Source organism: Streptomyces swartbergensis, assembly GCF_002148965.1.
GTDB classification, from domain to species: Bacteria; Actinomycetota; Actinomycetes; order Streptomycetales; family Streptomycetaceae; genus Streptomyces; species Streptomyces swartbergensis.
On sequence record NZ_NGFN01000008.1, the window covers coordinates 1 to 24,184 of the forward strand.

Consider the following 24,184-nt stretch of genomic DNA (forward strand, 5'->3'; position numbering starts at 1 on the left):
GTCCCGCCACCGCGGCTCTCCACCCCCCACCCCACTGACCTGAGAGGGCTATCCCGCCATGTCTCCGTTCATCTCCGACGCCGACCTCGCCTCCACCGACATGGGCGTCCGTGTCCGTTCCACGACGACGATCGCCGACTTGTTTGGTGACGAGCTGGACCGGGCGCTGCACCGGGAGTCCGCCTACGCGGTGCCGCTCGACCAGCGTCAGACCTGCCCGATCCACCTGGACTGGGTGACCGGTTGCGCCGAGCTGCACCTCGACTACCCGGCCGCCGCCTGACCCACAGTCCGCCCGACCCGAGAGGAACTCTCATGGATCTCACTGCCCGCTACGTGGCCGACAGTCGACGAGTGATCGACGAAGTTGAGTTCGCCGCCATCACCAATCCGGACCTGCCCCGCGCGACGGTTGTGCGCCTGACGACCCGACTGACGGAGATGCTCCGCACGGTCGCCGATCACGCCGAGCGCCTCGCCGAATCCAACACGCAGCTGCGTACCGACAGCGCCGAGCTGGAGAGCCAGGTTCGCGCTCTCCACGAGGCCCTCACCCAGGCGACCGCTCCCGCCGCCTGACCCCCTAGCCGCCGGGCGCGGAACCCCCCTGCCGCGCCTGGCACCCAAACCCGAGAGGAGCCCTCATGTCGAAGGACCGCTGCCCGCAGTGCGAGGAGCACGCGGAGCTCCACAAGGGCAACTGGCTGGGGCTCGGCGACCAGAACAAGCCGTGTCTGCCGTGCGAGGACCACGCCCGCAATGGCTGTCCCGACAGGCGAAAGAAGAAGTCCAGCTGGTGGTGACTGACCCCCTAGCCGCCGGGCGCGGCCCATCCCCTAGCCGCGCCTGGCATCCAGCCCCGGCAAGGCCGATCCCGGGCCGCCCGCCTCAACCGCAAGCCGGGGCGCGCACCACCACTCCATTCACCGATCCGAGAGGAATCCCATGTCTGACCGCATGAAGAACCAGGCCAAGAAGAACCGTGAGGCCGCGAAGGGGCTGCGGAACCGCGGCAAGGACGACGCCGCGCAGCGCCTGGAGGACCGGGCCGACGAACTGGAGTCGGGGCGGGTCACCGACCAGACCGACACGATCCTGTCCGCCTGGAGCTGGGCCCGCGGTCGCCGCTGAACGGCTGCCCGCCTCGCCCGTCCCGCACGGGCGGGGTCGAGGGGAACCGCTGAGCGTTCCACCACCCCAACCGAGAGGAGCCCACCGTGGGCCGGTTCAGCCGCAAGGCGCCCAACTTCTCCACCGAGGCGGGCAACCGTCGCGCCGCCAAGAACGCCGCGAAGGAGGCGAAGAAGGCGCGCCGCGCCGGAGACCACGAGAGGGCATCGGAGCGTGAGGGCTTCGCCGCCGAGGCCCTGCGCCAGGCCGAGTACTCCAAGCGCCTCGGCCGCTGACCGGCTGTCTGTCCGCCAGGACCGTGCGCCTGGCGGGCGGAGATCTGGCCAGCACCATCCCCATCGTCCATCCCGACCCTGTGTGAGGTCGTCATGTCCCGTTACGTCCGCTGGCTGCTGCTCGCGGCCTTCCTGATCGTCGTCGGCGTGTGGCCGTCGGCTGCTGCTCCGATCGGGCTGGCCGCCACCGGCGCGGCCGTGATCCTCGGCGCGATCCCGGGCCCCGTCCTCGCCCTGGCCGCCGTCGTCGCGTGGCTGAAGCACCGGCCCGCTCCCGCCCCCACCGCTACCGCCTGAACTGAAGGGACTGATACCCGTGACCGCCACGTCGATCGAGCAGGTCAACGGCCACGCGCCGGGCTTCGACCCGGTCGCGCTGGCCAAGGCGGAGGCGATCCGGACCGAAGCCGCCGCCAAGGCCGACGCCGCCCGCATCAAAGCCGAGGGCGAGGCGAAGGCCGCCGAGACCCTCGCCGCCGAGCAGGCCGAGGAACTGCGCCTCGCCAACGAGCGCAAGCGCATCCGGCTGGAGAAGGACCAGGTCGACCACAAGGCCTACGTCGCCAAGAAGGAAGCCGAGGCCGCCAAGCACCGCGCCGAGAAGGAGAAGGCCGAACAGGCAGCGGCAGACGAGGAGGCTGCCGAGGCACAGCGGGCCGCGGAGCAGGAGCGGTCGGAGCGCTGGTGGAAGTGGGGCGCGCGCGGCATCTACGCCGTCGGCCTGATCATCGCCGCGCCGGTGCAGTTCATGCACTTCTGGGACCGCGAGCGGCCGTTCCTCATCGCCGCACCCGCGCTGCTGGAAGGCCTCGCCCTCGTGCTCGCGTTCGGCGCCGCGTGGGCAGTGGCTCACCGCCGCGACGTTGCCCCGTACCGGATCGGCATCATGATCTCCGCCGCCATCGCCGCCGCGATCAACCTGCACGGCGGTGTGACCAAGCCGGAGATCGGCTTCAACGCCGGCATCATCGGCGCCATCGCCTCCCTCGGCGGGCCGATCGTGCTCATGGCCTACGAGCACGGCATCGCACAGAAGGCCGACGGTATCCCGTCATTCCGGGAGCGTCGCGCAGCCGAACGTGCGAGGCGTGAGGCGGAGGCCGCGCGGGAGAAGGCGCGAGTCGAGAAGCAGGCTGCTGACGCTCGGGCCGCTGCCGAGAAGGCTGCCGCGCAGGCCCGTGCGGAGGAGGAGCAGCGCCGCCGCGATGAGGACCGCAGGGTCAGCCATGACGAGGTGTGGAAGGTTGCCGACTCGATGCGTTCAGCGCGCGGCTCCCAGTACGTGACCGAGCAGATCTGGGCCGAGGCTTGGTACCGCGTGACGGGCTGCAAGACGGTCGGTATCACTCCGGAGATTGAAGCGCAGTCGCGTGCCGCGCAGGCCCGCATGAAGGTCGCCACCGACGTTCCGATAATCGGTGACTTCACGCAGGTCGAATCCCAAAAGGGTCCCCGCGCCAAGAAGGACCCGGACGCGACCGACGGGCGCCGCAACAACGGCGGCAATCCGCCCGTCCGCCGGCCCGGCCAGAGCGCCCCCATCCACCCCATCGCCCGCGCCCAGGCACGCCGCGAGCAGACCACCGAGAAGGACTCGCAGTGAGCATCGAGACGACCCCCAGTAGCGCCCCGGACCCGGAGTGGGAACAGCTCACCGCCACCCTCGTCAAGGACCCCGAGGCGGCCCGCGTCTTCGAGTTCGAAAAGCGTCCCCGCCCGGCGTGGATGATGTCCGGCGAGCAGCTGCGTCAGTGGGCCGTGTACGCGAAGGACAACACGGTCGACGCGGTCCGCTTCCACGCCACCCACTCGCCCTACTACCTGGGTTGGTCAGTGCGCGGCTACCGGCGCCTGTGCCTTCGCTGGTGGGAGGCGCGGCACGACGACTACCGGCAGCAGATCGCCACGGCGAAGCTGATGCTGCGCCAGGCGAAGGAGCAGCCGCGCGGTGCCGCCCGGGCCGCCGACGAGTCGAAGGCGCGGGCCCTGCTGGAGGTACGGCGTGCCGAGTTCAAGGCTCACAAGAAGCGGCACTGGATCCGCACCGGCATCAGCGGCCTGATCCTCGCGGGCGCTGGAACGGCGGGTGTGCTGGCCGGTGGGCTGTGGGTGCAGATCCTCATGGCACTCGCCGTCATTCTCACCGGGGCCTGGTTCGGCCGGCCGGAGCAGCCCGTCGCTGCGCCCGTGCAGGCGCCGACCCGCACTTCCCACCTGGGGGAGGAGACCATGCAGCGCGTCCTCGTCGAGGCTGGCGCGGTTCCGGAGAAGCGCGGCGAGGAAATCCGCGGCGTCGGCATTCCGCACACCGAGGGCCCCGGAATCGCCTACGCCGTCCACACGCCATCCGGGATCCCGGCCTCGGTCGCCGTTGCCAAGAAGCAGCAGGTCGCGGCGGCGCTGGGCGTGCACTCCGACTGGCTCGACCTGTCCGTCGGCAGCGTCGAGACGCTGCTGCAGATCTGGGTGGCCAGCGAGGACCCGTTCGGCGTGGTACGCCGCTCACCGCTCGTCGGCCACAAGGGCGCGCTCGACCTGTGGAACGACGGCGCGCCGATCCTCTTCGGGAAGCGCAGCAACATCGTCCGCATGACGCTGCGCGACCTGATGATGCTGATCGGTGGCCGGACTCGCAGCGGCAAGGGCATGCTGCTAGCCAACCTCAACCTGGCCATGGCCAAGGACGTCCGCATCAACATCCGGCTCTTCGACGGCAAGGCGTCCGGCGAGCACAACGCGCTCGCCCCGCTTCTGGCCACGTTCGTGAAGAAGAACCCGGAGCGGCTGGCCCTGTTCACGCGCGCCGTCCTTGAAGAACTGGACCGGCGGGCCGACTTCCTCGACGAGCGCGGCAAGTCCAAGCTCACTGAGGACCTCATCGACGAGATCGGCGGCATCGAGGTCATCGAGATCGACGAGCTCGCCACCTATACGGCCAAGGGCACCAGCCCGTTCGTCGAGGAGATCGTCGAGAACCTGTGCCAGATTGCCGCCGTCGGCGCTGGCCTCGGCGTCCTGTTGGTGCTCGCCACGCAGGTCCCGGAGGTCGATGTGGTGCGCGGCCGGCTGCGGCAGAACCTCGTGGCCCGGGCGGCGATGAACACCGAGTCCCCGCAGGCCTCGAACACGATCCTGGGTGACGGCATGGCCGGCCAGGGCTTCGATGCTTCCCTGATCCCGCTCAGTCAGCGGGGCCGCTGCTGGCTCGACACCCCGGACACGGGCACCGTTCCGGCCCGTTCGGGGCTAGTGGAGGACGACGACCGGCCGCCGATCATCGCCGAGGGGCTGGAGCTGCGGAAGGCCGCGAAGCGGCTGCCCGGCCAGTGGCGCGACCCGATCGAGACCCGGCTCACCGCGTGGACGGGTGTTTCGTCCGCGGCCGGCGGGCCGAAGGGCAACGGCCGCATCCTGCGCGTCAGCCTCCTAGACCAGCTGGAGACGGTCGCCAAGGCGACGGGCCGCGACTGTGCCACCAACACCGAGGTGTTCTCCGCGCTCGCCGCGGCCGACCCGGCCAAGTGGGGGCAGCGAGACGGCGAAGCAGGGCGCGCCTGGTCCTCCCGGCTCGGCAAGGCGATCAAGGACGAGCTGGAGCAGCTCGGCGTCGCCCTGGAGGTGAAGCGGGTGGCCGGCCCGGACGGCGAGCGCACCCCCGGCTACGCCCTGGACGACATCCTCGCCGCCCGAAACGTCCGCAAATGAGATCTGCCACAGGTCTGCCAGCACCCGCATAGCCGCAGGTCGCCGGTCTGACTCAGGTCTACCGCGGTCTGCCACCCAGCGAGCCTCGTCGCGCCGGGCGGCAGACCGCTGACAGACCGCCCACCTGCATGTTTACCGCCGATGGCACACCTCTGACAGACCGAAAGGAGGCGAGATGCTCACCCTGAAGATCCAGCAGATGACGATCGACGGGCACCCCTACACGTGCCCGGAGTGCCTGTCGGAGGCGTTCACCCTCGACGGCACCGGCTTCATCGACGCTCTCCCCGTCCGAGGCAACTGCTGGCAGTCCCACAGCTGGGAAGAGCCTCTCATCACCCTCGGCGCCCTGAAGCGGATCAACGAGGTGCGCACCGGCCGGGAGCGCGCCGAGGACGACGACACGTTCGAGATCGTCATCGGGGGAGCGGTCCTCGCTGGCGTGCTCCACCCCGACGTCACGCTCGACGACCTCAAGCAGGCGTGGAAGCGCGTCTACTGGGGCCGCCTGCTCAAGCCCGCCATCCGCAAGCAGAAGAACAAGGCCAAGCGCGCCATCACCCGGCCGATCACGCGGGCCGCCCGCAACACCGTCGCCGCGGCTCAGGCCGGTGCTCTTGAAGCCGCGTGGACCGCGCAGGCCGGCGGCTACGAGCCCGACCCCGACTACACGCCCGAGCCGGTCAACCCGTGCCCCGCCTGCGAGGGCAAGGGCGGCCACAAGATCCAGTCCCGCCTGCACGACACCACCCGCGTCCACTGCGCCGTCTGCCACGGCACCGGCGAAATCGACTAGGAGACCCGCATGCCCCTCTTCCGCCGCACCCCCAAGCCCCAGGGCTACCGGCCCACCGATCGCGAAGTCGCTGACGCCGCTGCCCGGCTCAATGCCGGCAGCCACCACGCCGCCTACGACCTCACCGCCCACTCCGGCGACCGCCAGCAGGAGACGGTGATGCGGATCCTCGGCCACTGCGTGGAGGACGCCGAATGAGCCGCACCTACAGCTGGACCGCGACCGTCAGCGACGGCAAGCATCGCGACGGCGAATCCGCCGGGACGGTCCGCGCCAGCAGCGAAGCCGAAGCCCGGCGCCTGATCGCCGACTGGGTCCGTGAAGACGGAGCCCGCAAGAAGCGCACCTGGACCGCCACCCACATCACCCTCACCTGAAGGAGACCACCCGCCATGCCCACCCTGCCCGAGCCGACGCCCACCGCCACCGCGGCCGGGCAGGCCACCAACCCGCTCACCGACTCCGTCATCGCCGCGGCTGTCGACAACGCGATCGAGAAAGCCAAGCGCCAAGGCACCAGCCCGAAGGCCGTCATTGGCAACACGCCGCCCGTCGAGCAGCCGGGCCGGGCAGCGATGTCCGGGAAAGCCGTCGACGACACCGTCCGCATCATCGCCTTCGGCGGGACAACGTTCCTCACCTGCGGCGGAGTCGCCCTGGTGATGGTCACATCCGAGGTTGCCGACCCGACTGCTATCGGCACGTTCTTCGGCGGCCTCGCCGTCCTGGCCCTCGCGGTCGCCCGGCTCCTGCACCGCGCCGGCCAGGCCGCCCCCACCGAGATCCACCAGACCTACACCGGCGACATTTATCAGGACCAGCGCAATGTCCAGAACAAGAACATCGGCGCCTTCGTCAAGAACACCAACCAGCAGTAGGAGGACCCGATGGAGCGCTACCACTCGCTGTACTGGATGTACACGATCCTCGCCCCGCTCATTCTGGGCCTGATCGCTCTCGTGCTGATCCTTCTGCCCGGCGAGCCGAGCACTGGGCGCATGCTCATCGGGCTGGCCATCTACCTCGCGATCGCTATCGGCGGTGGCTTCGTCATGACCCGCCGCCTCGATCGGTGACCACGCCCGTCCGCCAGGGCCAGTGCACCGCGCACAGCAGCACCCGCGGCGTGTGGGCCAAGACCAACAACCAGCAGTAGCTCTCCAGTGACCGCCGTCACACGTTTCCCGTGCCTCCGGCACCAACGCCAACCAGCCCGCCCACGACAGTAGAAACCACACCAGCAGAAGGAGCCAGCATGAAGAACAAGCGCGCCCAGGAGCTCAAGGACATCCAGGCCATCGTCGACCAGGTCGCGAAGGCCGTCGCCGAGGAGAAGCCCAAGAAGGATCGCACCCCCGTCAACATCAACACCGGCGTTCTCCACGGCGGCCAGCACGTCAACAACGTCGTCATCAGCGGCGACTACATCCCCGGCAACAAGAACGGGAAGAAGGGCAAGAAGTGATCTTCGCGCCGGTGTTCATTCTCCTCTACGTCGCACATCTCCTCGCCGACTACCCGCTGCAGACCGACCATCAAGCCGACCACAAGGCCGAGCAGAGTGCGGCCGGCTGGCGGGCCAACCTGGCGCACGCAGCGATCCACGTCGCCGTTTCCGCACTCCTGCTCGGCCTCGGCGCCCTCCTCCTCAACCTCAGTGTCGCCCCGGTCCCGGCGGCGGCCGGGCTTCTCTGGATCGGCGCTAGCCACTCCCTGATCGACCGCCGCCGCGGTGTCCAGTGGTGGATGAAGAACACCGGGCAGCCCGAATTCCTGAAGCACGGTGGCGCCGCCCACGTCGATCAGACCGCCCACATTGCCGCCCTGACAGTAGCCGCCCTCGCAATCACCACTACCGCCTGACCTGAGAGGGAACCGATGACCCAGCCCGTGTGGTGGCCGGAGGTGGTGAAGGCGGCGGATCGACGCCGCCACGTCACCGGCCTGCTCCTCGCCCACGCCACCCCCACCGTCGAGCGAGGCACGCTGCGGCTGACGTTCGCCGACCCGGCGCTTGCCGTGGCGTGGCACGACAGCCGGGCCGAAGACGCACTCGAAGGAGCCCTCGCCCACCTCGGATGGGCCATGCCGATCGAGGTCGCCGACCGGCTGCCGACCGTAGGAGAATGACCCCATGACGAAGCCCGGACAGCCGAGCATTGAGCAGCTCAACCAGTTCGCCGAGCAGTTCAAGACCGCGATGGTCCCCGCCTTYCAGCGGATGGCGGAGCAGCTCCAGACGATGCGCACCGCTCTGCAGCCGCTCATCGAATTGCACCAGCAGCGGCCCGAGCTGTTCCAGCAACTGGGGCGTCAGGTCGAACACTGCCACTGCTTGTGCGGCGGCCACCCGGAGCAGCCCGGCGTGTGCACTGGGGAGGCAGAACCGGGCCTCGGGATGACATTCGACTCGCCCACCGTGGGGCGCACCTTCGTGAGGATGTGCCGCAACTGCCACAGCGCCCGCACTGGCGGCGGCATCGAATTCCAGGCGAGCGAGCCCGAGATCGGCGAGTTGGAGGCCGTCACCGACACGTGCACCTGCCACTGCTGGGTCAACCATCCCAGCCAGCAGGGCGTTTGCGAGGCCGCCTCTGATCCGGGTTGCATCGTCGACGGCAAGCCAGCTTGCTTGGGATGTGCGGCAGTAAGTAGCTAGCCGGCAACGACAGGGCCCCGGCCGTCATCGGTGACGGTCGGGGCCTTCGTTGTGGGTACGGCGCGGGCCATCCAGCGGTTGTCGGTGAGGAGCCGGGGCAGCATCGCCGGCCGGAGTCCGAGGGATTGCAGCAGGGCCAGGCCCTCCGCGCACTCGCGTTCGTCATCGCCCTGCACCGTGAACCGCAACGCCATGACGGCAGTGTGCCCCGCCCGGGTGGTGGTCGGGGCGGGAATCGGGGGAGTGCCCCACAATTCGGGCTCTTCGCTATCCGGTGGCGGCTCTCACGCGCGTCGACAGGGCCATTGGTCCGGCGTTGTCAAGCCTGTGGTGCACCATTGGCCTAACGCGCCCCCCGCTTCCCGCACCACACGAGGAGCCCGCCGTGCACCACAACCCCGCCGATGTCGACCAGTACGAGTGGCCCGTCTGCGTCACCCCCCGCTGCGGAAGGCAGATGTGGGTCGCGGAGGCCGGCCGGTACGCGTGCCGGCCGTGTGAGGAGACCACCGCTCAGCGGATCCGTGAACTGCCCGGCCTCTTCCGGCAGCTGGACACCACCGCGTCCTTGATGCGCGGCTCTCGACGCCCCGGCGGGGCAACGTCCGGCAGCAAGACCCCGCCGATCCCGCCCCGCCTGGAAGTCCTCGCCCTCGTCGGCCCGGGCGGTGCAGCAGCCAGGCTGTCGGCGATTGAGGATGCGTGGCGGGCCGCGCTTGGCTGGACCATCGCCCCGTGGCGCGGCAATCCCGGGCAGGCRATGCCGCGCCTGGTCAGCTTCCTGACCAACAACCTCCTCTGGGCGTGCTCCAGCTATGAGGAGGTGGGGCAGGACATCGACGACCTGCGCAGGTTGCACGCCGAATGCGCGGTGCTCGTGTCGGGGGAGAAGCGGCCCGGGCGGGTGCAGATAGGCGTCTGCCCCATGCCCGTCGACGACGGCTGGTGCGGGACGCAGCTCACCGCATCCACCGGCAGCCACCGCATCCACTGCGGCGGCTGCGGAGCCCGGTGGGAGACGCTCGGGGAGTGGCGGGGGTTGCGGGCCGCGCAGGAAGCCGTACTCGCCACGCGGCAAGAAGCCGAAGGAGTCGCAGCATGAACAAGCAGCCCCTACCGCCGTTCTCCGGCGACGACACTGAGTGCGTGAAATGCGGCAACGTCGGCGCTTACACGAACTACCGCAAGCAGGGGGAGCCGATCCCCGGCGAGATCGCGTTCGGTGGCGGCCCTCCCGAGCGACTCGACCGCGTCTGCGCACGCTGCGACTACACCTGGGCAGAGGCGTGCATCCCGAGCAGCGAGGCGACAGCGTGACCTGCACCGGCCGTCTCGCCAGCTGCGGTCCGGCCGTGGCCCGCTGGACTGTCCGCAACGGCTACACGTTCCTGCTCTGCCAGTCCTGCCTGGATGCCTGGTTCGACAACGCCGACGACGATGACGACCTCGAACCGGTGGCCTGGGCGTGGATCGAGGAACGACGCGTCTGGAAGTTCGACTCCATGATGGTCCTCCCCGATCCGCCGCACGTCGCCGAGGCCATTCGCGACATCCGCCGCCACGGCGTACCCATCCACCGCAGGTGAGGGCAACGTGACCTCTGCGCCCCTGCCCCACGCGGCCGACAAGATCCCCATCGTGACGGCCAGCAACGGGCAGCCGTTCATGCCCTGCGACGCGGTCCTCGCCCTGCTCCGCGCCATCGCCGACTCTTGTCGGACCCTCGCCGACGACCCCGACTGCGACCTCCGCACCGCTGGAGCCGCCATCGATGTCGAAGCCGACGCACTCGAAGCCCGCGCCATCGGACACACCACGGAGACACCATGAGCGAGCGGAAGACGCTGGCCGAGATCCGCGAGGAACTCGCCGTTGACGCAGAGGCCTGCGAAGCGTGCGCGGAGTACGGGGAGTGCCTCGACCACGACACCGACTGGCTCGACGACCAAGCTGAACGGATCTATCGCGAGCAAGGCTCGGGTTCCCGCTGACCTGCGCATATCCCGTCGAGCGTGTGCGATTCCCGGTAGAATTGGGGTAGTTGAGACCCCGGCGAGGTGGCTAGATCTCCCGGGGCATGGCCGACCTGTGATGGAGATCGACATGCCACAGCTTAGACGCCCTTCTCTCTCCTCGGACTGGCGGGAGAAGAAGTGGGACGGAGGCGGACCGACTGGCGTCCGCCGCAGCGTCCAGACCCTCATGGATCTGATAGACCCAGCCGACCCGGCGTTCATGTTCATCAGTGCCGAACTGCAGCGAGCGCGCGAGGAGCAAGGGACGCTAACCATGGAAGGCGTCCGCGAGGCCGTCGACGCAGGACGCAGGCGGTTCACGGAACACGAAGCACACGTAGCGGCGAGCGCGCCAGGACGCATCCCCGCGTCCATCGTCTACTACGCGCGCCGCGCGGATCTCGTGAAGATCGGAACGACGAAAGCCCCGCACCGCAGATTCGCTGCCCTCCTCCCAGACGAAGTGCTGGCCTGGGAGCCCGGTGGGCGCCAAGGCGAAGCCGCGCGGCACCAGCAGTTCCGCCACCTGCGACTGACCAGCAAGGGCGAGTACTTCCGGCGCGACGACTCGCTCAACGCACACATCACCGCCATCGCTGAGCAGTTCGGGCCGCCCGACCCGACCTGGCCCACGCTCGAAGGGCTCGAAGCCAAGCCGTTCACCGCCGCCGTTCTGCCCGGGCCGCCCCTTCAGCCCGAGCTGGCCACCCTCAAAGCGGCAACCCGCCTGTTCGGCATCCGCTACAACACCGCGCAGGTTTGGCAGCATCGAGGCAAGCTGAAGCCTTTCGTCGTGGACGATGGCGGCATCCAGCTCTACCTGCTGTCAGATCTGAAGTCGTTGGCGGAAGGCCGTCGCAATGTGGCGTGAGGGCCTGTTGACACAGCAGGGGTTGACAAACGGCGATCACCGAAGCGATCATCTGCTCAGATAGCAGAACTTCGCGCTGAGGCCGCCCGGAACCGGGTGGCCTCCGTCGTTTCCGGAGGTGACCATGCCCTCCGTCGCACTCGCTACCGCCGCAGACGTCGCGTACTGGACCGGGCGCCCAGTCGGCACCATCTGGCGATGGGCATCAGAGGGACGCATCTCCGTTTACGGCAAGGGCAGGAACGCCCGGTACGACCTCATGGAGATCGACCCCGCTGTGCGGGACAAGGAGACCCAAGAGGTCATCACCCCGACCCCGCCACCCAAGGTCAAGACGAAGCCTCAGGCCGCCCACGCCGCCTGATCTCCTGCGCCCGGGGTGGCGCGCAGGCTGGGCCTTGAAGCGCCACGCGCTCGGCCCCACGTCCGCCCGGTCCTRGTGGGGGACCGGGCGGACAACAAACCCCCAGCCGGGGCGGCGGTCCCCGCCCCGAGTCCCGCCGTCCGAACATCCCCCCGTCCGGACGGCGGGACACCACAGGCCGGGCCTCCGTCTCGGGACCCGGACACCCTCGGGTAGCGCCCGAGGAAAGCCGCAAGACACGAGACACCCCGCCGCCCGGCGATGGGGCAGGAGACGCCTCCCCGGGCTGAGACCCCGGTGTGCTAGCAGCGATCGGGYGGCGGGACACACGACGCAGACGGGAGGTGGCCATGCCATTCCCGAGCGGCACCCCCGTCGTCACCCTCACCGGCACCCTCCCCTCCGCCGTCGCAGGCACCGGCTACGGCGGCCAGGTGGTGCTCACCCCGTCTGCCGTGCTGACGGACACGTCTCGGCACGCCGTCTACCCCGGCGGCGGCAAGGCCGACATCGTCAACGGCACGTTCAGCACCCAGCTGATCCCCAACGATGCCGCAGGTATCGGCCCCGACGGGTGGCGCTGGTACGTCGACCTTCAGCCCTCGCGTGGGCAGCGCCTCAGCTTCTGGGCCGACATCCACGGCGCGAACGGGGCCACGATCCACCTCGACGGCCTGGTCCCCACCCAAGCCCCCGGCGGCGGCACCGTAGGAACCCCCGGCAAGTCGGCCTACGAGATTGCCGTCGACGAAGGCTTCACCGGAACGGTCACCGAATGGCTGGCCTCACTCGTCGGCAGGGAAGGCGAGCAGGGGCAGCAGGGCGAGACCGGGCCGCAGCCTCCACTCGGCGCGGCCGGCGCCGGGCCGACGATCGCGCTGCGGAGCGACGATCCCAGCACCAGCAACGCGCGCACACCCACTGCGCACGCGGCAAGCCACGGCACCGGCGGAAGCGACCCGGTCACTCCCACAGCGATCGGCGCCGAGCCGGCCGGGACCGCCGCATCCGCTGTAGCCGCACACGCGGCCGACACGACCGATGTGCACGGCATCCCGAACACTGCCCTGCTAGAGACGGTGAGCGGCGCCCAAGCGAAAGCCAACGACGCACAAGCCATCGCCACCGCCACGGCGGCCACAGACGCCACCAGCAAAGTCACCGCCCACGCCACCGGCACCGACCCGCACGGCGACCGCGCCTACAGCGACACCACCTTCGCAACCAAAGTCACCGTGACCGCGCTCAACGGGTACGTCGACGACACCGCAGCCCGCATCGCCGCCGTCGAAAACGGCAGCGCCTGGCTTGCCGCACTCAACGTCGCAGGCAACGCGACAATCTCCAACGGAGACCTCACCATCTCCGACGTCACCAAGGGCTACCGCTTCCGGCGCGGCGGATCCGCACTCGACCTTGAAGCCACAGGCGCCGACCTGATCCTGTCGAACTGGTCCGGCACCGGCTTCAACGGAACACAAAGGGCCTACGACCGGTATTCGGCCGACGCGCTGAACGTGCAGCACGCCGGGAAACGCGAATTCGTCGCCGCCCTCTACGGTGCCGTCGTCCACACCATCGACCCAGACGGCAACCAGCTCGGCTTCCACGGCAACACGCCCGTCTCCCGACAGGCCGTAACCGGATCCCGCGCCGACGGCAGTGCCCTCGCGTCCCTACTGGCCGCGCTCGACGCCCTCGGCCTCATCGACGACCAGACCACAGCCTGACGCGCCACGCGGCGCCCAACCGAGGAGGCCGCGTGGCCGACAACCTGAGCAACACTGCCGAAAACCGGTGCCTGGACTTCATCCTGGGCCTGCCCGCCACGGCTCCCACCACGCCGCTGAAGGTGGCGCTCGTCACCGCGCTCGGCGACGACACCACAGCGGGCACCGAGGTCACCGGCGGGTCCTACGCGCGGCAGAACCTCAGCGTCGGTGCCGCGGTCGCCGGGGCCACCAGCAACTCGGCCGACCTCGTGTGGACCGGCATGCCGGCCGCCACGGTCGTCGGCGTGGAGATCTGGGACTCGTCGGGCACCCCAGTGCGGCTTTGGTACGGGCCGCTGTCCGCCTCCCGCACCGTGGCTGCCGGGGACGAACTCCGGCTCACCGCAGGGTCCTTGCAGCTGTCGCTCGCGTAGGGAGGCGCTCGTGCCGTCCCTCAGCAGCCTCGTCGACAACTTCAACTCAGGCGCGCTCGGCCCCGAGTGGGGCAACAGCTACGGCGGCACCGCGGTCGTCGGCGGCCGGGCCCGCGTGCCGTGCACCACCGACTATGCGGGCTGCCAGACCGCCTACGCCTGGACCCTGGCCGGGGCCAGCTTCTTCGTGCAGGTGCCCACCGTGCCGTCGGCGACCGGGGCCACCGCCGAGGCCTACTTCGCGGTCACCGTCCAAGGCGCCACCGCAGGCACCCGCGTCGGGTTCGGCATGAACGCCGTCACCGGCCTACTGCGATGCGTGTCAGAGGTCGACTACTGGGACGACAACGCGGTCGAGCTCGCCTACGATCCGGTCGCCCACTTGTTCCTCCGGCTGCGTGAGGACGGCACCAACCTGTACTGGGACACGTCGCCTGACGGATCGGCGTGGACCAACCGCAGGACGCTCACCACCCCCGCGTGGATCACCGCCGACGCCGAAGCGTGCGCGCTCGACATGAGCGCCCACCGCGACGCCGGCCCCGCCGACTATGCCGAGTTCGACCTCGTCAACACGCTATCCAACGGGGCTGTGTGGACTGCGTCGTCGAATCTGTCCGGTCAGACAACGCTCGGCGCGACCGCCCTCGTCGCTGCCCGCGCCACGGCCGCGCTGAGCGCCGACGGCAGTCTCACAGCAGCGCCCGTGCTATCCGCGCACGCCACCGCGGTGCTGTCCGCCGATGCGACCCTCACCGCCGATGCGGCGGCCAGTGAAATCCCGGAGGTGGCAGGGTTGGCCGCGGGCATCTTCGACCTGCACATCGAGCAGGGCGCCACCTACGTGCAATCGTTCACCGTCAAGGACGTGCCCGGCTTCACGTGGGATGGCTGGGTCGCGCGCTCGCAGATTCGGTCCGCGGCAGCCTCCGACAACGGCGAACTGCTCCTCGACCTTGGCGACTACCTGACGATCATCGGCGACACAATCCGGCTCGCCATCCCCGCCACAGTCACCGAAACCCTCACCCGCAACGGACTCTGGGACCTGGAAATGGTGTCCGGGGGCACGGTCGTCCGCCTCCTGCAAGGCCGGGCCGTCGTCTCCCTGGAGGTGACGCGGTGAGGATCCAAGTCACCGGCGAAGCGCTCACCGACGAGATCGAAGTGTCCACCGGGCAGCAGGCGCGCACCGTCATGGTGTCCGCAGGGCTCGTCTCCTCCGTCAACGGGCAGACCGGCGATGTGACCGGCCTCGCGGCGACGGCGGAGGTGTCCACGATCGCCGCAGCCGTAGCGGGCCCCGTCGCCGATGAGGCGGCGGCGGATGCGGTCACCGCCCACGTCGAAGCCATCGACCCGCACGGCGACCGGGCTGCTGCGGCTGCGGACGCCACAGCGAAGGTCGCCGCACACACCGCGGCCACCGATCCGCACGGCGATCGTGCCTACGCCGACGGGAAGTTCCTGGCGAAGGCGGGCGGCACTCTCACCGGCCCGATCAACGGTCCCGGCACGTTCGCGGTCGGCTCCGACGGCGGGGTCACCGCACCCAGCCTCACCCTGCCGGCCACGGCGACCACGGTCAGCAAGTCGCTCGTCATCACCGCCCCGACCGGTGCCGCCTCCTATGTGGTGTGGCGCGCACCCAAGGCGTGCACCGTCGTGGCGGTACGCGGGTACAGGGTCGGCAGCACCGGGGCGACGATCAACGCACAGAAGAACACCTCGGATCTGCTCGCCACGAACCTGTCGCTGTCGACGGCCGAGACGTGGCTGTCCGGCCCATCGGTGCAGCACGCGACCTTCGCCGCCGGCGACAGCCTCACCGTCGCGATCCGCTCCCTCTCCGGCACACCCACAGCCATCACGATCCAGGTCGACCTGCAAGGGGTGTGAGCGATGGCGGTCCTCACTGTCGACGAGGGCGTCATGCTGTACCAGCCGCCGCCCGCGACGCTGACCACGCAGGCCCTCACCGGGCCGGACCGGCTGCAAGTCTCCGACTCCACGGGCGTGCTGGCGACGCTCACAGTCGGCGCCCGCACGGTGGCCATGCGCGGCCCGCAGCGGACGTTCACCGAGAACAAGCGACCCTTCACCGATGCCTTCACCCGCACGTCCAGCAGCGGCTTCGGCACGAGCCCGGGCGGTGGCACCTGGTCCCAGTCCGGCACCGCCACCCTCTACACCGTGAACGGCAGCGTCGGGCAAATCTCCTGCGACGTCGCGGGCAGCAGCCGCCACGCCACCATCGTGGACACCCTCACCGACGTCGACGTCACCGCCAAGGTCACCGTCACCACCGTCCCCGCCGGCGCCGCCACCTCGATCGGCCTGTCGTTCGGGTACACCGACACCAACAACGCCAACCGGGCGCGCTTGATCGTCAACACGAGCGGCACCGTCCAGCTCGCCCTGGAGAAAGAAGTCGCCGGCACCACCACCACACTCGGCACCGCCACCCAGGTCGGCACCGGCTTCACCGCCGGGCAGTGGTGGCGGATCCGCGCCCAGCGCACCGGCACCACGATCCGCTGCCGCGCATGGCTCGACGGCACCACCGAACCGTCCACGTGGCTCCACTCGGTCACCGACCCCGCCAACCCGGCCGGCCGTGTCGGCTTCCGGGCGCTCGCCTCCACCGGCTCCACAGGCCTGCCCCGCCTCGTCCAGGTCGACGACCTGCAAGTCATCTCCGGCAGCTGGGAAACCGTCCCGACCGTCACCCACAACACGTGGGTCAGGGTGCTCAGTCAGCCGTTCACCGGGACGTGGACGCCCGCGCTCGCCGATCAGATCCGCGCCTGGGCCGTCGACACCACGCCCGACGTGCTCGCCTACGCGATGATGTACGTCACCGGCGCACCCGCCGTAACCAGCCCCGCCCTCGCCGGAGCGCAAGTCGCCGGCCAGTCCAACTATGGGCCGCTCGACCCGAGCGGGGTGCCGATCGAGGGCGCCGACTTCCATGACTACATGGGTCGCGACTGGACTTTCCCCAACGGTGAAACGCAGACCGCAGGCGCTGGCGAGGCCGGGTGCATGGACTGCTCCGGCTACGTGCGCATGGTCTACGGCTACCACATGGGCATCCCCATGGTCCGAGTCGAGAACATCGACGGGAACAACTTGCCACGCATGACCAAAGACATCGGACCGTCCGGCCCGGGCGTGATCATCGCCCAGGCCACCGGTGCCGCCCCGCCGCTGACGAACCTGCAGATCGGGGACGTGCCGCACTTCGACGCCGACAGTGGCGACCCCGTGGCCGGGCAGCTCGACCACAACGGCATCTACCTCGGGCTCGACAGCCTCGGCCAGCCCCGGTTCATCAACTCGCGGAAAACCCCGAACGGGCCCACGTTCGGTGACCTCGGTGGTGCTTCCCGCCTCGACGGCACCGGCACCTACGCCACCAGCCTTCGCCTGATCAGACGCTTCTGAGGAGACCGCCATGCCCACCAGCGATGCCGAGGGCAAGGACTGGTCCCTCGAACGGTTCCGCTACCACCTGCCGAACACGGTCACCGACGTCGGGCCCGGTGAGGGCACTTACGCCAAGCTGTTCCGGCCCGTGCACGAGGGCGTGTGGTGGACGGCGGTGGAGATCCACAAGCCCTACGTGCGGAAGTACGGGCTGAAGTCGACGAAGACGCGGACCATGTACGACGAGATCCACGTCGAAGACGTCCGTGAGTCCGCTGCCCACCTCTTCCACCGGGACCTCGTGATTCTGGGGGACGTCGCCGAGCACATGCCGCGCGAGGACGCCGTCGCCCTGCTGGAGCGGATCGTCGAAGCCGGGGCGTGGAACATCCTCGTGTCCGTGCCCATCGTCGAGAGCGTGCAGGGCGAGGTGGACGGCAACCCGCACGAAGCCCACCTCCACCAGTGGGACCCCGACGACATGGACGGCGTCCTCGCCGGGCTCGGTGGGAAGGCCGAGACGTTCCGTGGCTCCACGCTCGGGTGCTGGTGGTGGACGCGGACGTGAATGACATCCTCCCTGTCGTCCTGGCCTGGGCTGCAGCTGCCGTCGCCCTCTATCTCTACTGGGATGGCAAGCGTCGCTGGCAGCGTGCCAACCGCAAGCCCACCCCGATCAAGACCGACCAGCCGCAGGCCGCCGTCATCGAGATCGTCGAGCGCGGCCGGGCCACCACCGAAACCGCGAGCGGCAGCGTCATCATCCCCAACGACGTCCGCATCAACGGGCAATCCCTCCTCGTCCCGCGTGACTCCCCGGTCATCGTCCACGAGATCAAGACCGACCCGGACGAAGTCCTCACCGTCACCCTCACCCTCTTCGCCCGCCGCGTCACCATCGCAGCCGAAGGGGATCTGACGTGACGGGGCAGATCTTCCGCTATGAGGTCCCGGTCGATGACCAGTGGCATGAGATCGCCGGATGCGGGACCCCGCTGCACGTCGACTGCCGCAACCCGTGGATCGTCGAGTTCTGGGCGTGGCAGCGCGAAGACCTTCCCGCCCGACGGCTTCGCGTCTTCGGCACCGGCCAGCTCATCCCCGACGGCACCCACTACCGGGGCACCACCATCGCACCCGGCGGGCAACTCGTCTGGCACCTCATCGAACAGCACTAACCCACCCTGGAGCCCGCGCCGATGGCCAGCGACCGCTATCCCGAACTCGTTCACGAGGTGCGACTCATCCGAGTCCACCGCGCCCCTACCAGTCGCCGTCTTCACAGGCTTCTGCGCTGGCGGTGGGACGTCACCACCTACGAACCCCGTGTCACCCAGCACCCCGGCGTCTACGACGGCCGTAACGGCGCCCAGCACCGTCCCGGCTGCGGGTTCGGCTACACGTTCACCCGCTGGGGAGCACTCCGGCGTATCGCCCACCACACCACCGCAGTCTGACCCGGAGCCCGCGTCATGGATCTCCACGCCTGGATCACCCAGCAAGTCGACCACGTCGAAGCGGCTGCTCGTGCGAGGCTCGTCGGCCGCCCCGTCAACCTCGCAGTGAGCGGCAGCGGTGACGTCATCACAGGAACGATCACCGAAGTTGGGGACGCGAGCGACGGCCTTCGATTCACAGTCGCTCGTTACGGGGTCGAACCAGTCGACCCCCGGCCTGCACCGGTGGATCTGGTATCCGCCGTCCTGCGTCGCTGCGAGGCGGACCGGCGGATCCTCGCCCGGCACCGGCTCGACCCGAACGTCACCTACGAGCCCGCCTGCGAAGGCTGCGGCACCTACGGCGACATGGGCATGTCCGAGGTCGACAACCTCAACGACTGCCCCGAGCTGCTCGACCTTGCCCACGCACACGGGCTGACGAACGACATCCTCGCCGGACTCGACCGGCCACAGCCACCCGAGCCGAAGCCGCGCGCCAGCCGCCGTCTCGGGCTCGGCGACATCCTCGCCACCCCGCCCATCACCACCAGCGACGTGCCCGCCGCACTACGCGGACCCCGCTGGAAGCCGTAACCCCACACCACAGGAGCCCGCGCCATGGCCCGCTACCTCATCACCTACGACAACGGCCACGACGAGACCGTCGAGGCGAAGTGCATCGAACCCTCCGGCAGCCAGTACATCGGCTGGGCCGAAGACGGATCCGCCTGCGCCTACATCCCCATCGCCAACGTCCTCAGCGTCGTCCGCCTCGCCGACGAAAACGCACCCAAGGCGGTGACCGACTAATGGCCCGCTACCGCAAGCGCCCCGTCGAGATCGAAGCCGTGCAGTGGACCGAAAACACGTCCATGCGCGAGCTCATCGACTTCACGAACGGGCTCGTCAAGCTCAACGACGTCGACCGCGACTTCCACGTCTACGACCGACTCCACGACACGTGGGTCAAGTTCGAGTACGGGGCCTGGATCATCAAGGGCGTCCAGGGCGAGTACTACCCCTGCCGCGACGACGTCTTCGCCGCCACCTACGAGGCGGTGACCGGCTGATGGCCCGCCTGCAAATCCTCGAACTCCCCGAAGGCAGCGGAGACGACCGGCCGCCGTTCGTCCTCGTCGTCGACCAGTACGAGCCGCAGCGCTACATACTCGGCGCAGATCAGCCCGAGCCCGTCGACCAGTTCGAGGGCATCGCCGAGCAGATCGGTGCCCGCGCCGTACTCGTCTTCGAAGACACCATCGACATCCCCGCCAACGACACAACCGCCTACCTCAACGCCGGTGACAGCCGACCGGAGTTGGTGGTCGAGCTGGCTGGACGGGACATCGACGGCGCCATCGACGCCGCGATACGGAAGGTGAAGGACGGTCCCCGGCTCGCCCGCGAGCGGACCGAGATCGCCCGCGACATGGACCGGCTCGCCAACCACAAGGCGGCGATCACCGACGCACTCGGCATCGACCGGCTCCGCGACTGGGACGACATCCGCAACGCCGCCGCCGGGCTGAAGCGGGAACGCGACACGCATGCGGCGGCCATCGAACGCGTCCGCCGGACGCCGACAAAGCCCGAGATCATGAACGCCCAGCAGGAGAACCCGACCGTCTGGATGCACGGCTACGAGTGCGGAGTCCTCGCGGCCAAGTCCGATCTCCGCCCGCACAACGAGCCCACCAGCAAGCCGACCGATGCCTGACGTGACGGTGAAGCTGTCCGACGGCGTCCGAGAAATCACCGTCGATATCAACGGCAGTAGCGACGATCCCCTCGCGCGCGCCGAAGAGGCCGCCGTCCGGCTCTACGGCGTCGCCAGCGAAACCCCAACCGACCGGCGGGCCGGCTTCAGCGGATGGGCGCTCAACAGCGACACCGAACGCAGCCCCGAGGAGTGAGCAGTGAGCGACCCCGAGTACGGAGACATCCAGCTCACCCGACATTTCGGCATCGGAGTCACCGTCGACGAGGCCCCGCAGCGGGCCAAGATGGACGTCGACCTCCTCGCCCAGCCAGGCCTCTACCTCCGCGTCGAACGCGGTGACATCGTCATCGCCGACCAGGTCGTCTACCGCATCACCGGCTACGACCCCGCCAACTGCACGCTCACCCTCGAGCTCATCAAGGACTGGCGACCAGGCCAGAAAGACGACCCCAACGCCGAGACGCAGCCGTGAGCGGCGGCTGGCAGGGCAGTGACCGCAAGAGCCGGCTGCCATCCAACTGGGCGAAGATCCGCGCCAAGGTGCTCGCCCGCGACGTGGTCTGCCAGATCTGCAACGTCCGGCCAGCAACCCACTGCGACCACATCGAAGCCAAGACCGACGCCCACGCAGAAGACCGACTCCAAGGCGTATGCGCCACCTGCCACGGCCTCAAGTCCAGCCGCGAAGGCAACGAGGCGCAGCGCGCCAACCCCCGGCCCGGGCGGCGACGCCCCGAAGAACCACACCCCGGACTGAGGTGACGCCGTGCCTGCATACCTCGTCATCCACGCCGAACGACACGGCGACGACACCCTCATCGAAGACCCCAACCTCACCGTCGAGTTCGTAGACGGATGGATCCTCTTCAAAGACCGCGACACCCTCGCAGAAAACCCGGTCGCCATCGCAGTCCCAGCCACGCAAGTCCGGCGCGTAGAACGGGTAGACGAACCACAAGCCCCCGACCAACCGGAGCCCGCGCCGCAGAAGGAGTGAGACCTGTGGCAAGCCGAGGCAAGTCCAACCGGCGCATCGTCCGCGAAGGCCGACGGTACTGGAGCGACCGCCCCACCAGCGGAGGCAAGGCAGCCGGCGTCGGCTACGCCCTCCGCTCCGGATCGTTCACCCGCTGCGTATCCCGCGTGCAGCGCTTCATGGGCCCCCGGGCGCGCGGGTACTGCGCTCTCAGGTTCAAGGAAGCGACCGGTCACTGGCCCGGCTCGAAGGCCAACCGCGGCACCAAGGGGCGACGCGGATAACACCAACGTCCTTACACAAACCGGAAGTTGAACTGCGATAATGGAATGAAGGAACCCCGGCGACTGCGCCAACAGTCCCGGGGTCATGGACGACCCTGACTGGACAGGACCGACATGACCAACCATACGCGAGCGTGTTCTGCCTGCGGCGACACGTTCACCAGCGTCCGATCCGATGCCACCGTGTGCTCGAGGAAGTGCTGGTATCGCCTCCGTAAGGCGCGCAGCATGGGCGCCAGCCAGCCGACGCCGCGAACGTGCCGTGGCTGCACTGCGGACCTCTCTCAGCGCCACGGCAACGCCCGATACTGTCAGGACTGCTACAGGGCGCGAGAGCAGGAGCACCAGGCCAACCGGGCGCGCAGCGCAACGTGCCCGCACTGTGGACAGACTTACACGGCTAAGACCGGCCGTGAGAAGTACTGCACCCTGCGCTGTAGTGGTCTCGCAGCCCGAGCGAGGCAGCTGGCAATGAAAATGTACAGGACGTGCGCCGCCTGCGGTGTCGCCTTCACGGCCACCGACACGCGACAGGTCACCTGCTCGATCGCGTGCAGGATGTGGTCGAGAAACCACCCGGGCGAGCCGAGGATCACGGTCATACCGTGCGTCGTCTGTGGGGCGCCCGCCGAGGGAAGTCGAGCCGGCGTCAAATACTGCTCCACGGAGTGCCAGCGGGAACCCTTCAACCGGCTGCGCCGAGAACGACGAGGCGTGGAGGCGAAGCCACCGAAGCACACGAATTGCGTTGCATGCAGTGAGCCGATTCCGGCCCCGCGCCCAGGAAAGAAGTACTGCTCGAAGAAGTGCGGCACCCGTTACTACGTCGCCCCTGACCGCTTCCTTGAGAGGTTCGGGCGAACGTGCGAGCGCTGCGGGGCAGCGATCGACGACGGCGAGCGGATCTGTAAGCGGTTCTGCACCACCAGCTGCCAGGTGATGCATAACCAGGACGTGCGGCGCATGCGACGTCGCGGCCTCCCGATGGAGCGCATCTCGCGGGCTGAGATCTTCGACCGCGATGGGATGCTCTGCCATCTGTGCTACCTACCCATCACAGGGAAGCCGACGATCGACCACATCATCCCGATTGCCACGCCGGGTTCACCCGGACACGTCTGGGAGAACGTGGCCGCCGCACACCGCGCTTGCAACAGCGGCAAGCGTGACCGAGTGCGGCCCGAGGACTGGGTTCTCTACGAGGAACTGCGGCTTCGTCGCCCTACCGAGAAGCGGCAGCCAGCGAGACGTCCTGCTTGACCTCGGCAGGTGGAGACCTCGACGCTTCGCGCGTCGGGGTCTCTGCATTCCCGAGAGGTTGGCGCAGGTGACTCACACGCTGCATGTCACCCCGATCGGCGACCTGGTCGAGCACGACACCAGCACGGCCGAGGCCGACTGCGTGTGCGGACCAGAGGTCAAGCCAGCCGCCCACGAGGATGGGTCGATCGGCTGGCTGCTCGTACACCACTCCCTCGACGGCAGGGAGCAGGCCGACAGGGTAGGGCGGGCGCCGGCCGCCCCCTACGTGCCGCCCTACCCACCACGCGGCGGTAGGGCATGGCACGGCACGCCAGGGCGAGGCAGGCCGATGCGGTCATGGTCATCGCGTCGCAGCGACATCGAGTCGAACGGCGATCGAACGCGATCAGGGCGAGAGTTGATCGCGGTTCTGGGTGGGCCGACGGCCGGCTGGGCGTCTGGCTGGATGCGAGCTGAGTGGATCAAGCATCGTGATCGCCACCACCAAGATCACCCGGGGGAAGATCCCCTTCCCGTGATCTTTCCGGATCGGGGCCGTCTACACGCTAAGACCGAGGACGGGTCTGGGGACTTTGGATCGTCGAGGAGGTGGGCTCGGTGGCAGGTCGCGGACCGCAGCCCAAAGACCCCTCGCGTCGAGCCAGGGGCAACAAGGATCCGATCGCGCAGACGGTCCTGCGCTTCGAGCATGCGGAGCCGCCGGAGCTGCCGACTCTGTCGGTGATGAAGGACGGCGAGCTCGTCGAGTACGCATGGCCGGCCCGGACGCTGGACTGGTGGGAGATGTGGAAGGCATCCCCGCAGGCAGAGCACTTCTCGTCGACGGACTGGGACTTCCTCCTCGACACGGCCGTGGTGCATGCGCGGTTGTGGTCAGGGGAAATGTCGGCAGCTGCCGAACTGCGGCTGAGGGTGGCGAAGTTCGGTGCCACCCCGGAGGACCGGGCTCGTCTGCGCATGCAGTTCGCCCAGGCCGACGAGGCGGATAGTAAGCGGCCAGAGGGCGGTCGGTCGGCGAGGGAGCGGCGAGGCGTCCTGCGGGCGCTGCCGCCACCTGAGGAGGCGTCGGGAGGCTGACATGTCGTGGAAGCCGCCAGAGCCTGGGGCCGTT

The 24,184-nt window shown here is 69.1% G+C and carries 45 protein-coding genes; 44 read left to right on the forward strand and 1 reads right to left on the reverse strand.

All coding sequences use genetic code 11. The features are described 5' to 3' along the window. The first annotated feature begins 58 nt into the window (after positions 1-58). The 17 genes from CA983_RS02555 to CA983_RS02630 all read left to right on the forward strand — a co-directional run bounded on the left by CA983_RS02555 (position 59) and on the right by CA983_RS02630 (position 8,566). Positions 59-283 carry a hypothetical protein gene (locus tag CA983_RS02555; protein ID WP_086599221.1) on the forward strand — a complete coding sequence of 75 codons (225 nt, stop codon included), beginning with the start codon at positions 59-61 and terminating at the stop codon, positions 281-283. Between the two features lie 32 nt (positions 284-315). Continuing rightward, positions 316-579 (forward strand): hypothetical protein, encoded by a 264-nt coding sequence (locus CA983_RS02560; protein ID WP_086599222.1) that lies wholly within the window; start codon positions 316-318, stop codon positions 577-579. Between the two features lie 65 nt (positions 580-644). After that, entirely contained in the window at positions 645-803 is a 159-nt protein-coding gene (locus CA983_RS46090; protein WP_158101820.1) for a hypothetical protein, read from the forward strand. A 142-nt stretch (positions 804-945) separates the two neighbouring features. Then, positions 946-1,131, forward strand: coding sequence for a hypothetical protein (locus tag CA983_RS02565; protein ID WP_086599223.1), 186 nt, complete (start codon positions 946-948; stop codon positions 1,129-1,131). 86 nt (positions 1,132-1,217) lie between these two features. Continuing rightward, positions 1,218-1,406: a hypothetical protein gene (locus tag CA983_RS02570; protein WP_086599224.1), complete on the forward strand. Its 189-nt coding sequence runs from the start codon at positions 1,218-1,220 to the stop codon at positions 1,404-1,406. Between the two features lie 93 nt (positions 1,407-1,499). Continuing rightward, a complete protein-coding gene (locus tag CA983_RS02575; protein ID WP_086599225.1) occupies positions 1,500-1,703 on the forward strand; it encodes a hypothetical protein in 204 nt (67 codons plus the stop codon). Between the two features lie 19 nt (positions 1,704-1,722). Next, positions 1,723-3,009, forward strand: a complete 1,287-nt coding sequence (locus tag CA983_RS02580; RefSeq protein WP_086599226.1) for a hypothetical protein — start codon at positions 1,723-1,725, stop codon at positions 3,007-3,009. Further along, on the forward strand, positions 3,006-5,111 hold the full coding sequence (locus CA983_RS02585) for an FtsK/SpoIIIE domain-containing protein (RefSeq protein ID WP_086599227.1): 2,106 nt from the start codon (positions 3,006-3,008) through the stop codon (positions 5,109-5,111). The genes CA983_RS02580 and CA983_RS02585 overlap by 4 nt, the downstream gene beginning before the upstream one ends. Before the next feature lie 175 nt (positions 5,112-5,286). Then, positions 5,287-5,907: a hypothetical protein gene (locus CA983_RS02590; protein ID WP_086599228.1), complete on the forward strand. Its 621-nt coding sequence runs from the start codon at positions 5,287-5,289 to the stop codon at positions 5,905-5,907. Between the two features lie 9 nt (positions 5,908-5,916). Beyond that, complete coding sequence (locus CA983_RS02595; protein ID WP_086599229.1) at positions 5,917-6,105, forward strand: hypothetical protein; 189 nt, start codon at positions 5,917-5,919, stop codon at positions 6,103-6,105. Next, complete coding sequence (locus tag CA983_RS02600) at positions 6,102-6,284, forward strand: hypothetical protein (RefSeq protein ID WP_086599230.1); 183 nt, start codon at positions 6,102-6,104, stop codon at positions 6,282-6,284. Before CA983_RS02595 ends, CA983_RS02600 begins: the two co-directional genes overlap by 4 nt. Before the next feature lie 15 nt (positions 6,285-6,299). Continuing rightward, entirely contained in the window at positions 6,300-6,785 is a 486-nt protein-coding gene (locus tag CA983_RS02605) for a hypothetical protein (RefSeq protein WP_086599231.1), read from the forward strand. A gap of 9 nt (positions 6,786-6,794) precedes the next feature. Then, positions 6,795-6,983, forward strand: a complete 189-nt coding sequence (locus tag CA983_RS02610) for a hypothetical protein (protein ID WP_086599232.1) — start codon at positions 6,795-6,797, stop codon at positions 6,981-6,983. A 179-nt stretch (positions 6,984-7,162) separates the two neighbouring features. Beyond that, positions 7,163-7,372, forward strand: a complete 210-nt coding sequence (locus CA983_RS02615; protein WP_086599233.1) for a hypothetical protein — start codon at positions 7,163-7,165, stop codon at positions 7,370-7,372. Next, positions 7,369-7,770: a DUF3307 domain-containing protein gene (locus CA983_RS02620; RefSeq protein WP_341866632.1), complete on the forward strand. Its 402-nt coding sequence runs from the start codon at positions 7,369-7,371 to the stop codon at positions 7,768-7,770. Before CA983_RS02615 ends, CA983_RS02620 begins: the two co-directional genes overlap by 4 nt. 15 nt (positions 7,771-7,785) lie before the next feature. Beyond that, complete coding sequence (locus CA983_RS02625) at positions 7,786-8,037, forward strand: hypothetical protein (RefSeq protein ID WP_086599234.1); 252 nt, start codon at positions 7,786-7,788, stop codon at positions 8,035-8,037. A gap of 4 nt (positions 8,038-8,041) precedes the next feature. After that, complete coding sequence (locus CA983_RS02630) at positions 8,042-8,566, forward strand: DUF6372 family protein (RefSeq protein ID WP_086599235.1); 525 nt, start codon at positions 8,042-8,044, stop codon at positions 8,564-8,566. Here the strand turns inward: CA983_RS02630 and CA983_RS02635 are convergent. Then, positions 8,563-8,760: a hypothetical protein gene (locus CA983_RS02635; RefSeq protein WP_086599236.1), complete on the reverse strand. Its 198-nt coding sequence runs from the start codon at positions 8,758-8,760 to the stop codon at positions 8,563-8,565. The two genes, CA983_RS02630 and CA983_RS02635, sit on opposite strands and share 4 nt — an antisense overlap. 191 nt (positions 8,761-8,951) lie before the next feature. Between CA983_RS02635 and CA983_RS02640 the strand changes: the two genes are divergently transcribed. From CA983_RS02640 to CA983_RS02770, 27 genes are all read left to right on the forward strand, one after another. Beyond that, a complete protein-coding gene (locus tag CA983_RS02640) occupies positions 8,952-9,668 on the forward strand; it encodes a hypothetical protein (protein ID WP_086599237.1) in 717 nt (238 codons plus the stop codon). Then, positions 9,665-9,883, forward strand: coding sequence for a hypothetical protein (locus CA983_RS02645; RefSeq protein ID WP_086599238.1), 219 nt, complete (start codon positions 9,665-9,667; stop codon positions 9,881-9,883). The genes CA983_RS02640 and CA983_RS02645 overlap by 4 nt, the downstream gene beginning before the upstream one ends. Before the next feature lie 35 nt (positions 9,884-9,918). Then, the gene (locus tag CA983_RS02650; RefSeq protein ID WP_143645434.1) at positions 9,919-10,152 is read left to right on the forward strand and encodes a hypothetical protein; all 234 of its coding nucleotides are present in this window, start codon (positions 9,919-9,921) and stop codon (positions 10,150-10,152) included. 7 nt (positions 10,153-10,159) lie between these two features. Then, positions 10,160-10,396 (forward strand): hypothetical protein, encoded by a 237-nt coding sequence (locus CA983_RS02655; RefSeq protein ID WP_086599240.1) that lies wholly within the window; start codon positions 10,160-10,162, stop codon positions 10,394-10,396. Beyond that, positions 10,393-10,557, forward strand: a complete 165-nt coding sequence (locus tag CA983_RS46095; RefSeq protein ID WP_158101821.1) for a hypothetical protein — start codon at positions 10,393-10,395, stop codon at positions 10,555-10,557. Before CA983_RS02655 ends, CA983_RS46095 begins: the two co-directional genes overlap by 4 nt. 211 nt (positions 10,558-10,768) lie before the next feature. Continuing rightward, the gene (locus tag CA983_RS02660; protein WP_143645435.1) at positions 10,769-11,452 is read left to right on the forward strand and encodes a GIY-YIG nuclease family protein; all 684 of its coding nucleotides are present in this window, start codon (positions 10,769-10,771) and stop codon (positions 11,450-11,452) included. Positions 11,453-11,576: 124 nt separating this feature from the next. Beyond that, on the forward strand, positions 11,577-11,816 hold the full coding sequence (locus CA983_RS02665; RefSeq protein ID WP_086599242.1) for a MerR family transcriptional regulator: 240 nt from the start codon (positions 11,577-11,579) through the stop codon (positions 11,814-11,816). A gap of 455 nt (positions 11,817-12,271) precedes the next feature. Then, a complete protein-coding gene (locus CA983_RS02670; protein ID WP_143645436.1) occupies positions 12,272-13,546 on the forward strand; it encodes a hypothetical protein in 1,275 nt (424 codons plus the stop codon). Between the two features lie 32 nt (positions 13,547-13,578). Then, entirely contained in the window at positions 13,579-13,962 is a 384-nt protein-coding gene (locus tag CA983_RS02675) for a phage tail fiber protein (RefSeq protein WP_086599244.1), read from the forward strand. 10 nt (positions 13,963-13,972) lie between these two features. Then, positions 13,973-15,088 (forward strand): hypothetical protein, encoded by a 1,116-nt coding sequence (locus CA983_RS02680; protein WP_086599245.1) that lies wholly within the window; start codon positions 13,973-13,975, stop codon positions 15,086-15,088. Further along, entirely contained in the window at positions 15,085-15,861 is a 777-nt protein-coding gene (locus CA983_RS02685) for a hypothetical protein (protein ID WP_086599246.1), read from the forward strand. The genes CA983_RS02680 and CA983_RS02685 overlap by 4 nt, the downstream gene beginning before the upstream one ends. Before the next feature lie 3 nt (positions 15,862-15,864). Beyond that, positions 15,865-17,409: an NlpC/P60 family protein gene (locus CA983_RS02690; protein WP_244206588.1), complete on the forward strand. Its 1,545-nt coding sequence runs from the start codon at positions 15,865-15,867 to the stop codon at positions 17,407-17,409. Positions 17,410-17,419: 10 nt separating this feature from the next. Next, on the forward strand, positions 17,420-17,959 hold the full coding sequence (locus CA983_RS02695) for a class I SAM-dependent methyltransferase (RefSeq protein ID WP_086599247.1): 540 nt from the start codon (positions 17,420-17,422) through the stop codon (positions 17,957-17,959). Further along, complete coding sequence (locus tag CA983_RS02700; protein WP_143645437.1) at positions 17,956-18,315, forward strand: hypothetical protein; 360 nt, start codon at positions 17,956-17,958, stop codon at positions 18,313-18,315. The genes CA983_RS02695 and CA983_RS02700 overlap by 4 nt, the downstream gene beginning before the upstream one ends. Then, positions 18,312-18,569 carry a DUF7352 domain-containing protein gene (locus CA983_RS02705; RefSeq protein WP_086599249.1) on the forward strand — a complete coding sequence of 86 codons (258 nt, stop codon included), beginning with the start codon at positions 18,312-18,314 and terminating at the stop codon, positions 18,567-18,569. Before CA983_RS02700 ends, CA983_RS02705 begins: the two co-directional genes overlap by 4 nt. 21 nt (positions 18,570-18,590) lie before the next feature. Further along, the gene (locus CA983_RS02710) at positions 18,591-18,848 is read left to right on the forward strand and encodes a hypothetical protein (RefSeq protein WP_086599250.1); all 258 of its coding nucleotides are present in this window, start codon (positions 18,591-18,593) and stop codon (positions 18,846-18,848) included. Between the two features lie 225 nt (positions 18,849-19,073). Then, entirely contained in the window at positions 19,074-19,424 is a 351-nt protein-coding gene (locus CA983_RS02715) for a hypothetical protein (protein ID WP_086599251.1), read from the forward strand. Positions 19,425-19,448: 24 nt separating this feature from the next. Further along, the gene (locus CA983_RS02720) at positions 19,449-19,640 is read left to right on the forward strand and encodes a hypothetical protein (RefSeq protein WP_086599252.1); all 192 of its coding nucleotides are present in this window, start codon (positions 19,449-19,451) and stop codon (positions 19,638-19,640) included. After that, a complete protein-coding gene (locus CA983_RS02725) occupies positions 19,640-19,900 on the forward strand; it encodes a penta-EF hand family protein (RefSeq protein ID WP_086599253.1) in 261 nt (86 codons plus the stop codon). Before CA983_RS02720 ends, CA983_RS02725 begins: the two co-directional genes overlap by 1 nt. Further along, positions 19,900-20,547, forward strand: coding sequence for a hypothetical protein (locus tag CA983_RS02730; protein ID WP_086599254.1), 648 nt, complete (start codon positions 19,900-19,902; stop codon positions 20,545-20,547). The genes CA983_RS02725 and CA983_RS02730 overlap by 1 nt, the downstream gene beginning before the upstream one ends. Before the next feature lies 1 nt (position 20,548). Next, positions 20,549-20,743: a hypothetical protein gene (locus CA983_RS02735; RefSeq protein WP_086599255.1), complete on the forward strand. Its 195-nt coding sequence runs from the start codon at positions 20,549-20,551 to the stop codon at positions 20,741-20,743. Positions 20,744-20,746: 3 nt separating this feature from the next. Further along, positions 20,747-21,022, forward strand: a complete 276-nt coding sequence (locus CA983_RS02740; RefSeq protein WP_086599256.1) for a hypothetical protein — start codon at positions 20,747-20,749, stop codon at positions 21,020-21,022. Continuing rightward, complete coding sequence (locus CA983_RS02745) at positions 21,019-21,312, forward strand: HNH endonuclease (protein WP_086599257.1); 294 nt, start codon at positions 21,019-21,021, stop codon at positions 21,310-21,312. Before CA983_RS02740 ends, CA983_RS02745 begins: the two co-directional genes overlap by 4 nt. Positions 21,313-21,316: 4 nt before the next feature. Next, positions 21,317-21,547: a hypothetical protein gene (locus CA983_RS02750; protein ID WP_086599258.1), complete on the forward strand. Its 231-nt coding sequence runs from the start codon at positions 21,317-21,319 to the stop codon at positions 21,545-21,547. A 5-nt stretch (positions 21,548-21,552) separates the two neighbouring features. Continuing rightward, positions 21,553-21,810, forward strand: coding sequence for a hypothetical protein (locus CA983_RS02755; RefSeq protein ID WP_086599259.1), 258 nt, complete (start codon positions 21,553-21,555; stop codon positions 21,808-21,810). 714 nt (positions 21,811-22,524) lie between these two features. Continuing rightward, positions 22,525-23,070: an HNH endonuclease gene (locus CA983_RS47060; RefSeq protein WP_208636867.1), complete on the forward strand. Its 546-nt coding sequence runs from the start codon at positions 22,525-22,527 to the stop codon at positions 23,068-23,070. Positions 23,071-23,670: 600 nt separating this feature from the next. Further along, a complete protein-coding gene (locus CA983_RS02770; protein ID WP_086599261.1) occupies positions 23,671-24,150 on the forward strand; it encodes a phage terminase small subunit in 480 nt (159 codons plus the stop codon). The last annotated feature ends 34 nt before the right edge of the window (positions 24,151-24,184 follow it).

Bases quoted from the DNA above. Each gene is read 5' to 3' on its own strand.
- CA983_RS02555 (WP_086599221.1), top strand. From the start codon at position 59: ATGTCTCCGTTCATCTCCGACGCCGACCTCGCCTCCACCGACATGGGC.
- CA983_RS02560 (WP_086599222.1), top strand. From the start codon at position 316: ATGGATCTCACTGCCCGCTACGTGGCCGACAGTCGACGAGTGATCGAC.
- CA983_RS46090 (WP_158101820.1), top strand. From the start codon at position 645: ATGTCGAAGGACCGCTGCCCGCAGTGCGAGGAGCACGCGGAGCTCCAC.
- CA983_RS02565 (WP_086599223.1), top strand. From the start codon at position 946: ATGTCTGACCGCATGAAGAACCAGGCCAAGAAGAACCGTGAGGCCGCG.
- CA983_RS02575 (WP_086599225.1), top strand. From the start codon at position 1,500: ATGTCCCGTTACGTCCGCTGGCTGCTGCTCGCGGCCTTCCTGATCGTC.
- CA983_RS02590 (WP_086599228.1), top strand. From the start codon at position 5,287: ATGCTCACCCTGAAGATCCAGCAGATGACGATCGACGGGCACCCCTAC.
- CA983_RS02595 (WP_086599229.1), top strand. From the start codon at position 5,917: ATGCCCCTCTTCCGCCGCACCCCCAAGCCCCAGGGCTACCGGCCCACC.
- CA983_RS02600 (WP_086599230.1), top strand. From the start codon at position 6,102: ATGAGCCGCACCTACAGCTGGACCGCGACCGTCAGCGACGGCAAGCAT.
- CA983_RS02605 (WP_086599231.1), top strand. From the start codon at position 6,300: ATGCCCACCCTGCCCGAGCCGACGCCCACCGCCACCGCGGCCGGGCAG.
- CA983_RS02610 (WP_086599232.1), top strand. From the start codon at position 6,795: ATGGAGCGCTACCACTCGCTGTACTGGATGTACACGATCCTCGCCCCG.
- CA983_RS02615 (WP_086599233.1), top strand. From the start codon at position 7,163: ATGAAGAACAAGCGCGCCCAGGAGCTCAAGGACATCCAGGCCATCGTC.
- CA983_RS02625 (WP_086599234.1), top strand. From the start codon at position 7,786: ATGACCCAGCCCGTGTGGTGGCCGGAGGTGGTGAAGGCGGCGGATCGA.
- CA983_RS02635 (WP_086599236.1), bottom strand. From the start codon at position 8,760: ATGGCGTTGCGGTTCACGGTGCAGGGCGATGACGAACGCGAGTGCGCG.
- CA983_RS02645 (WP_086599238.1), top strand. From the start codon at position 9,665: ATGAACAAGCAGCCCCTACCGCCGTTCTCCGGCGACGACACTGAGTGC.
- CA983_RS46095 (WP_158101821.1), top strand. From the start codon at position 10,393: ATGAGCGAGCGGAAGACGCTGGCCGAGATCCGCGAGGAACTCGCCGTT.
- CA983_RS02660 (WP_143645435.1), top strand. From the start codon at position 10,769: ATGGATCTGATAGACCCAGCCGACCCGGCGTTCATGTTCATCAGTGCC.
- CA983_RS02665 (WP_086599242.1), top strand. From the start codon at position 11,577: ATGCCCTCCGTCGCACTCGCTACCGCCGCAGACGTCGCGTACTGGACC.
- CA983_RS02690 (WP_244206588.1), top strand. From the start codon at position 15,865: ATGGCGGTCCTCACTGTCGACGAGGGCGTCATGCTGTACCAGCCGCCG.
- CA983_RS02695 (WP_086599247.1), top strand. From the start codon at position 17,420: ATGCCCACCAGCGATGCCGAGGGCAAGGACTGGTCCCTCGAACGGTTC.
- CA983_RS02710 (WP_086599250.1), top strand. From the start codon at position 18,591: ATGGCCAGCGACCGCTATCCCGAACTCGTTCACGAGGTGCGACTCATC.
- CA983_RS02720 (WP_086599252.1), top strand. From the start codon at position 19,449: ATGGCCCGCTACCTCATCACCTACGACAACGGCCACGACGAGACCGTC.
- CA983_RS02725 (WP_086599253.1), top strand. From the start codon at position 19,640: ATGGCCCGCTACCGCAAGCGCCCCGTCGAGATCGAAGCCGTGCAGTGG.
- CA983_RS02730 (WP_086599254.1), top strand. From the start codon at position 19,900: ATGGCCCGCCTGCAAATCCTCGAACTCCCCGAAGGCAGCGGAGACGAC.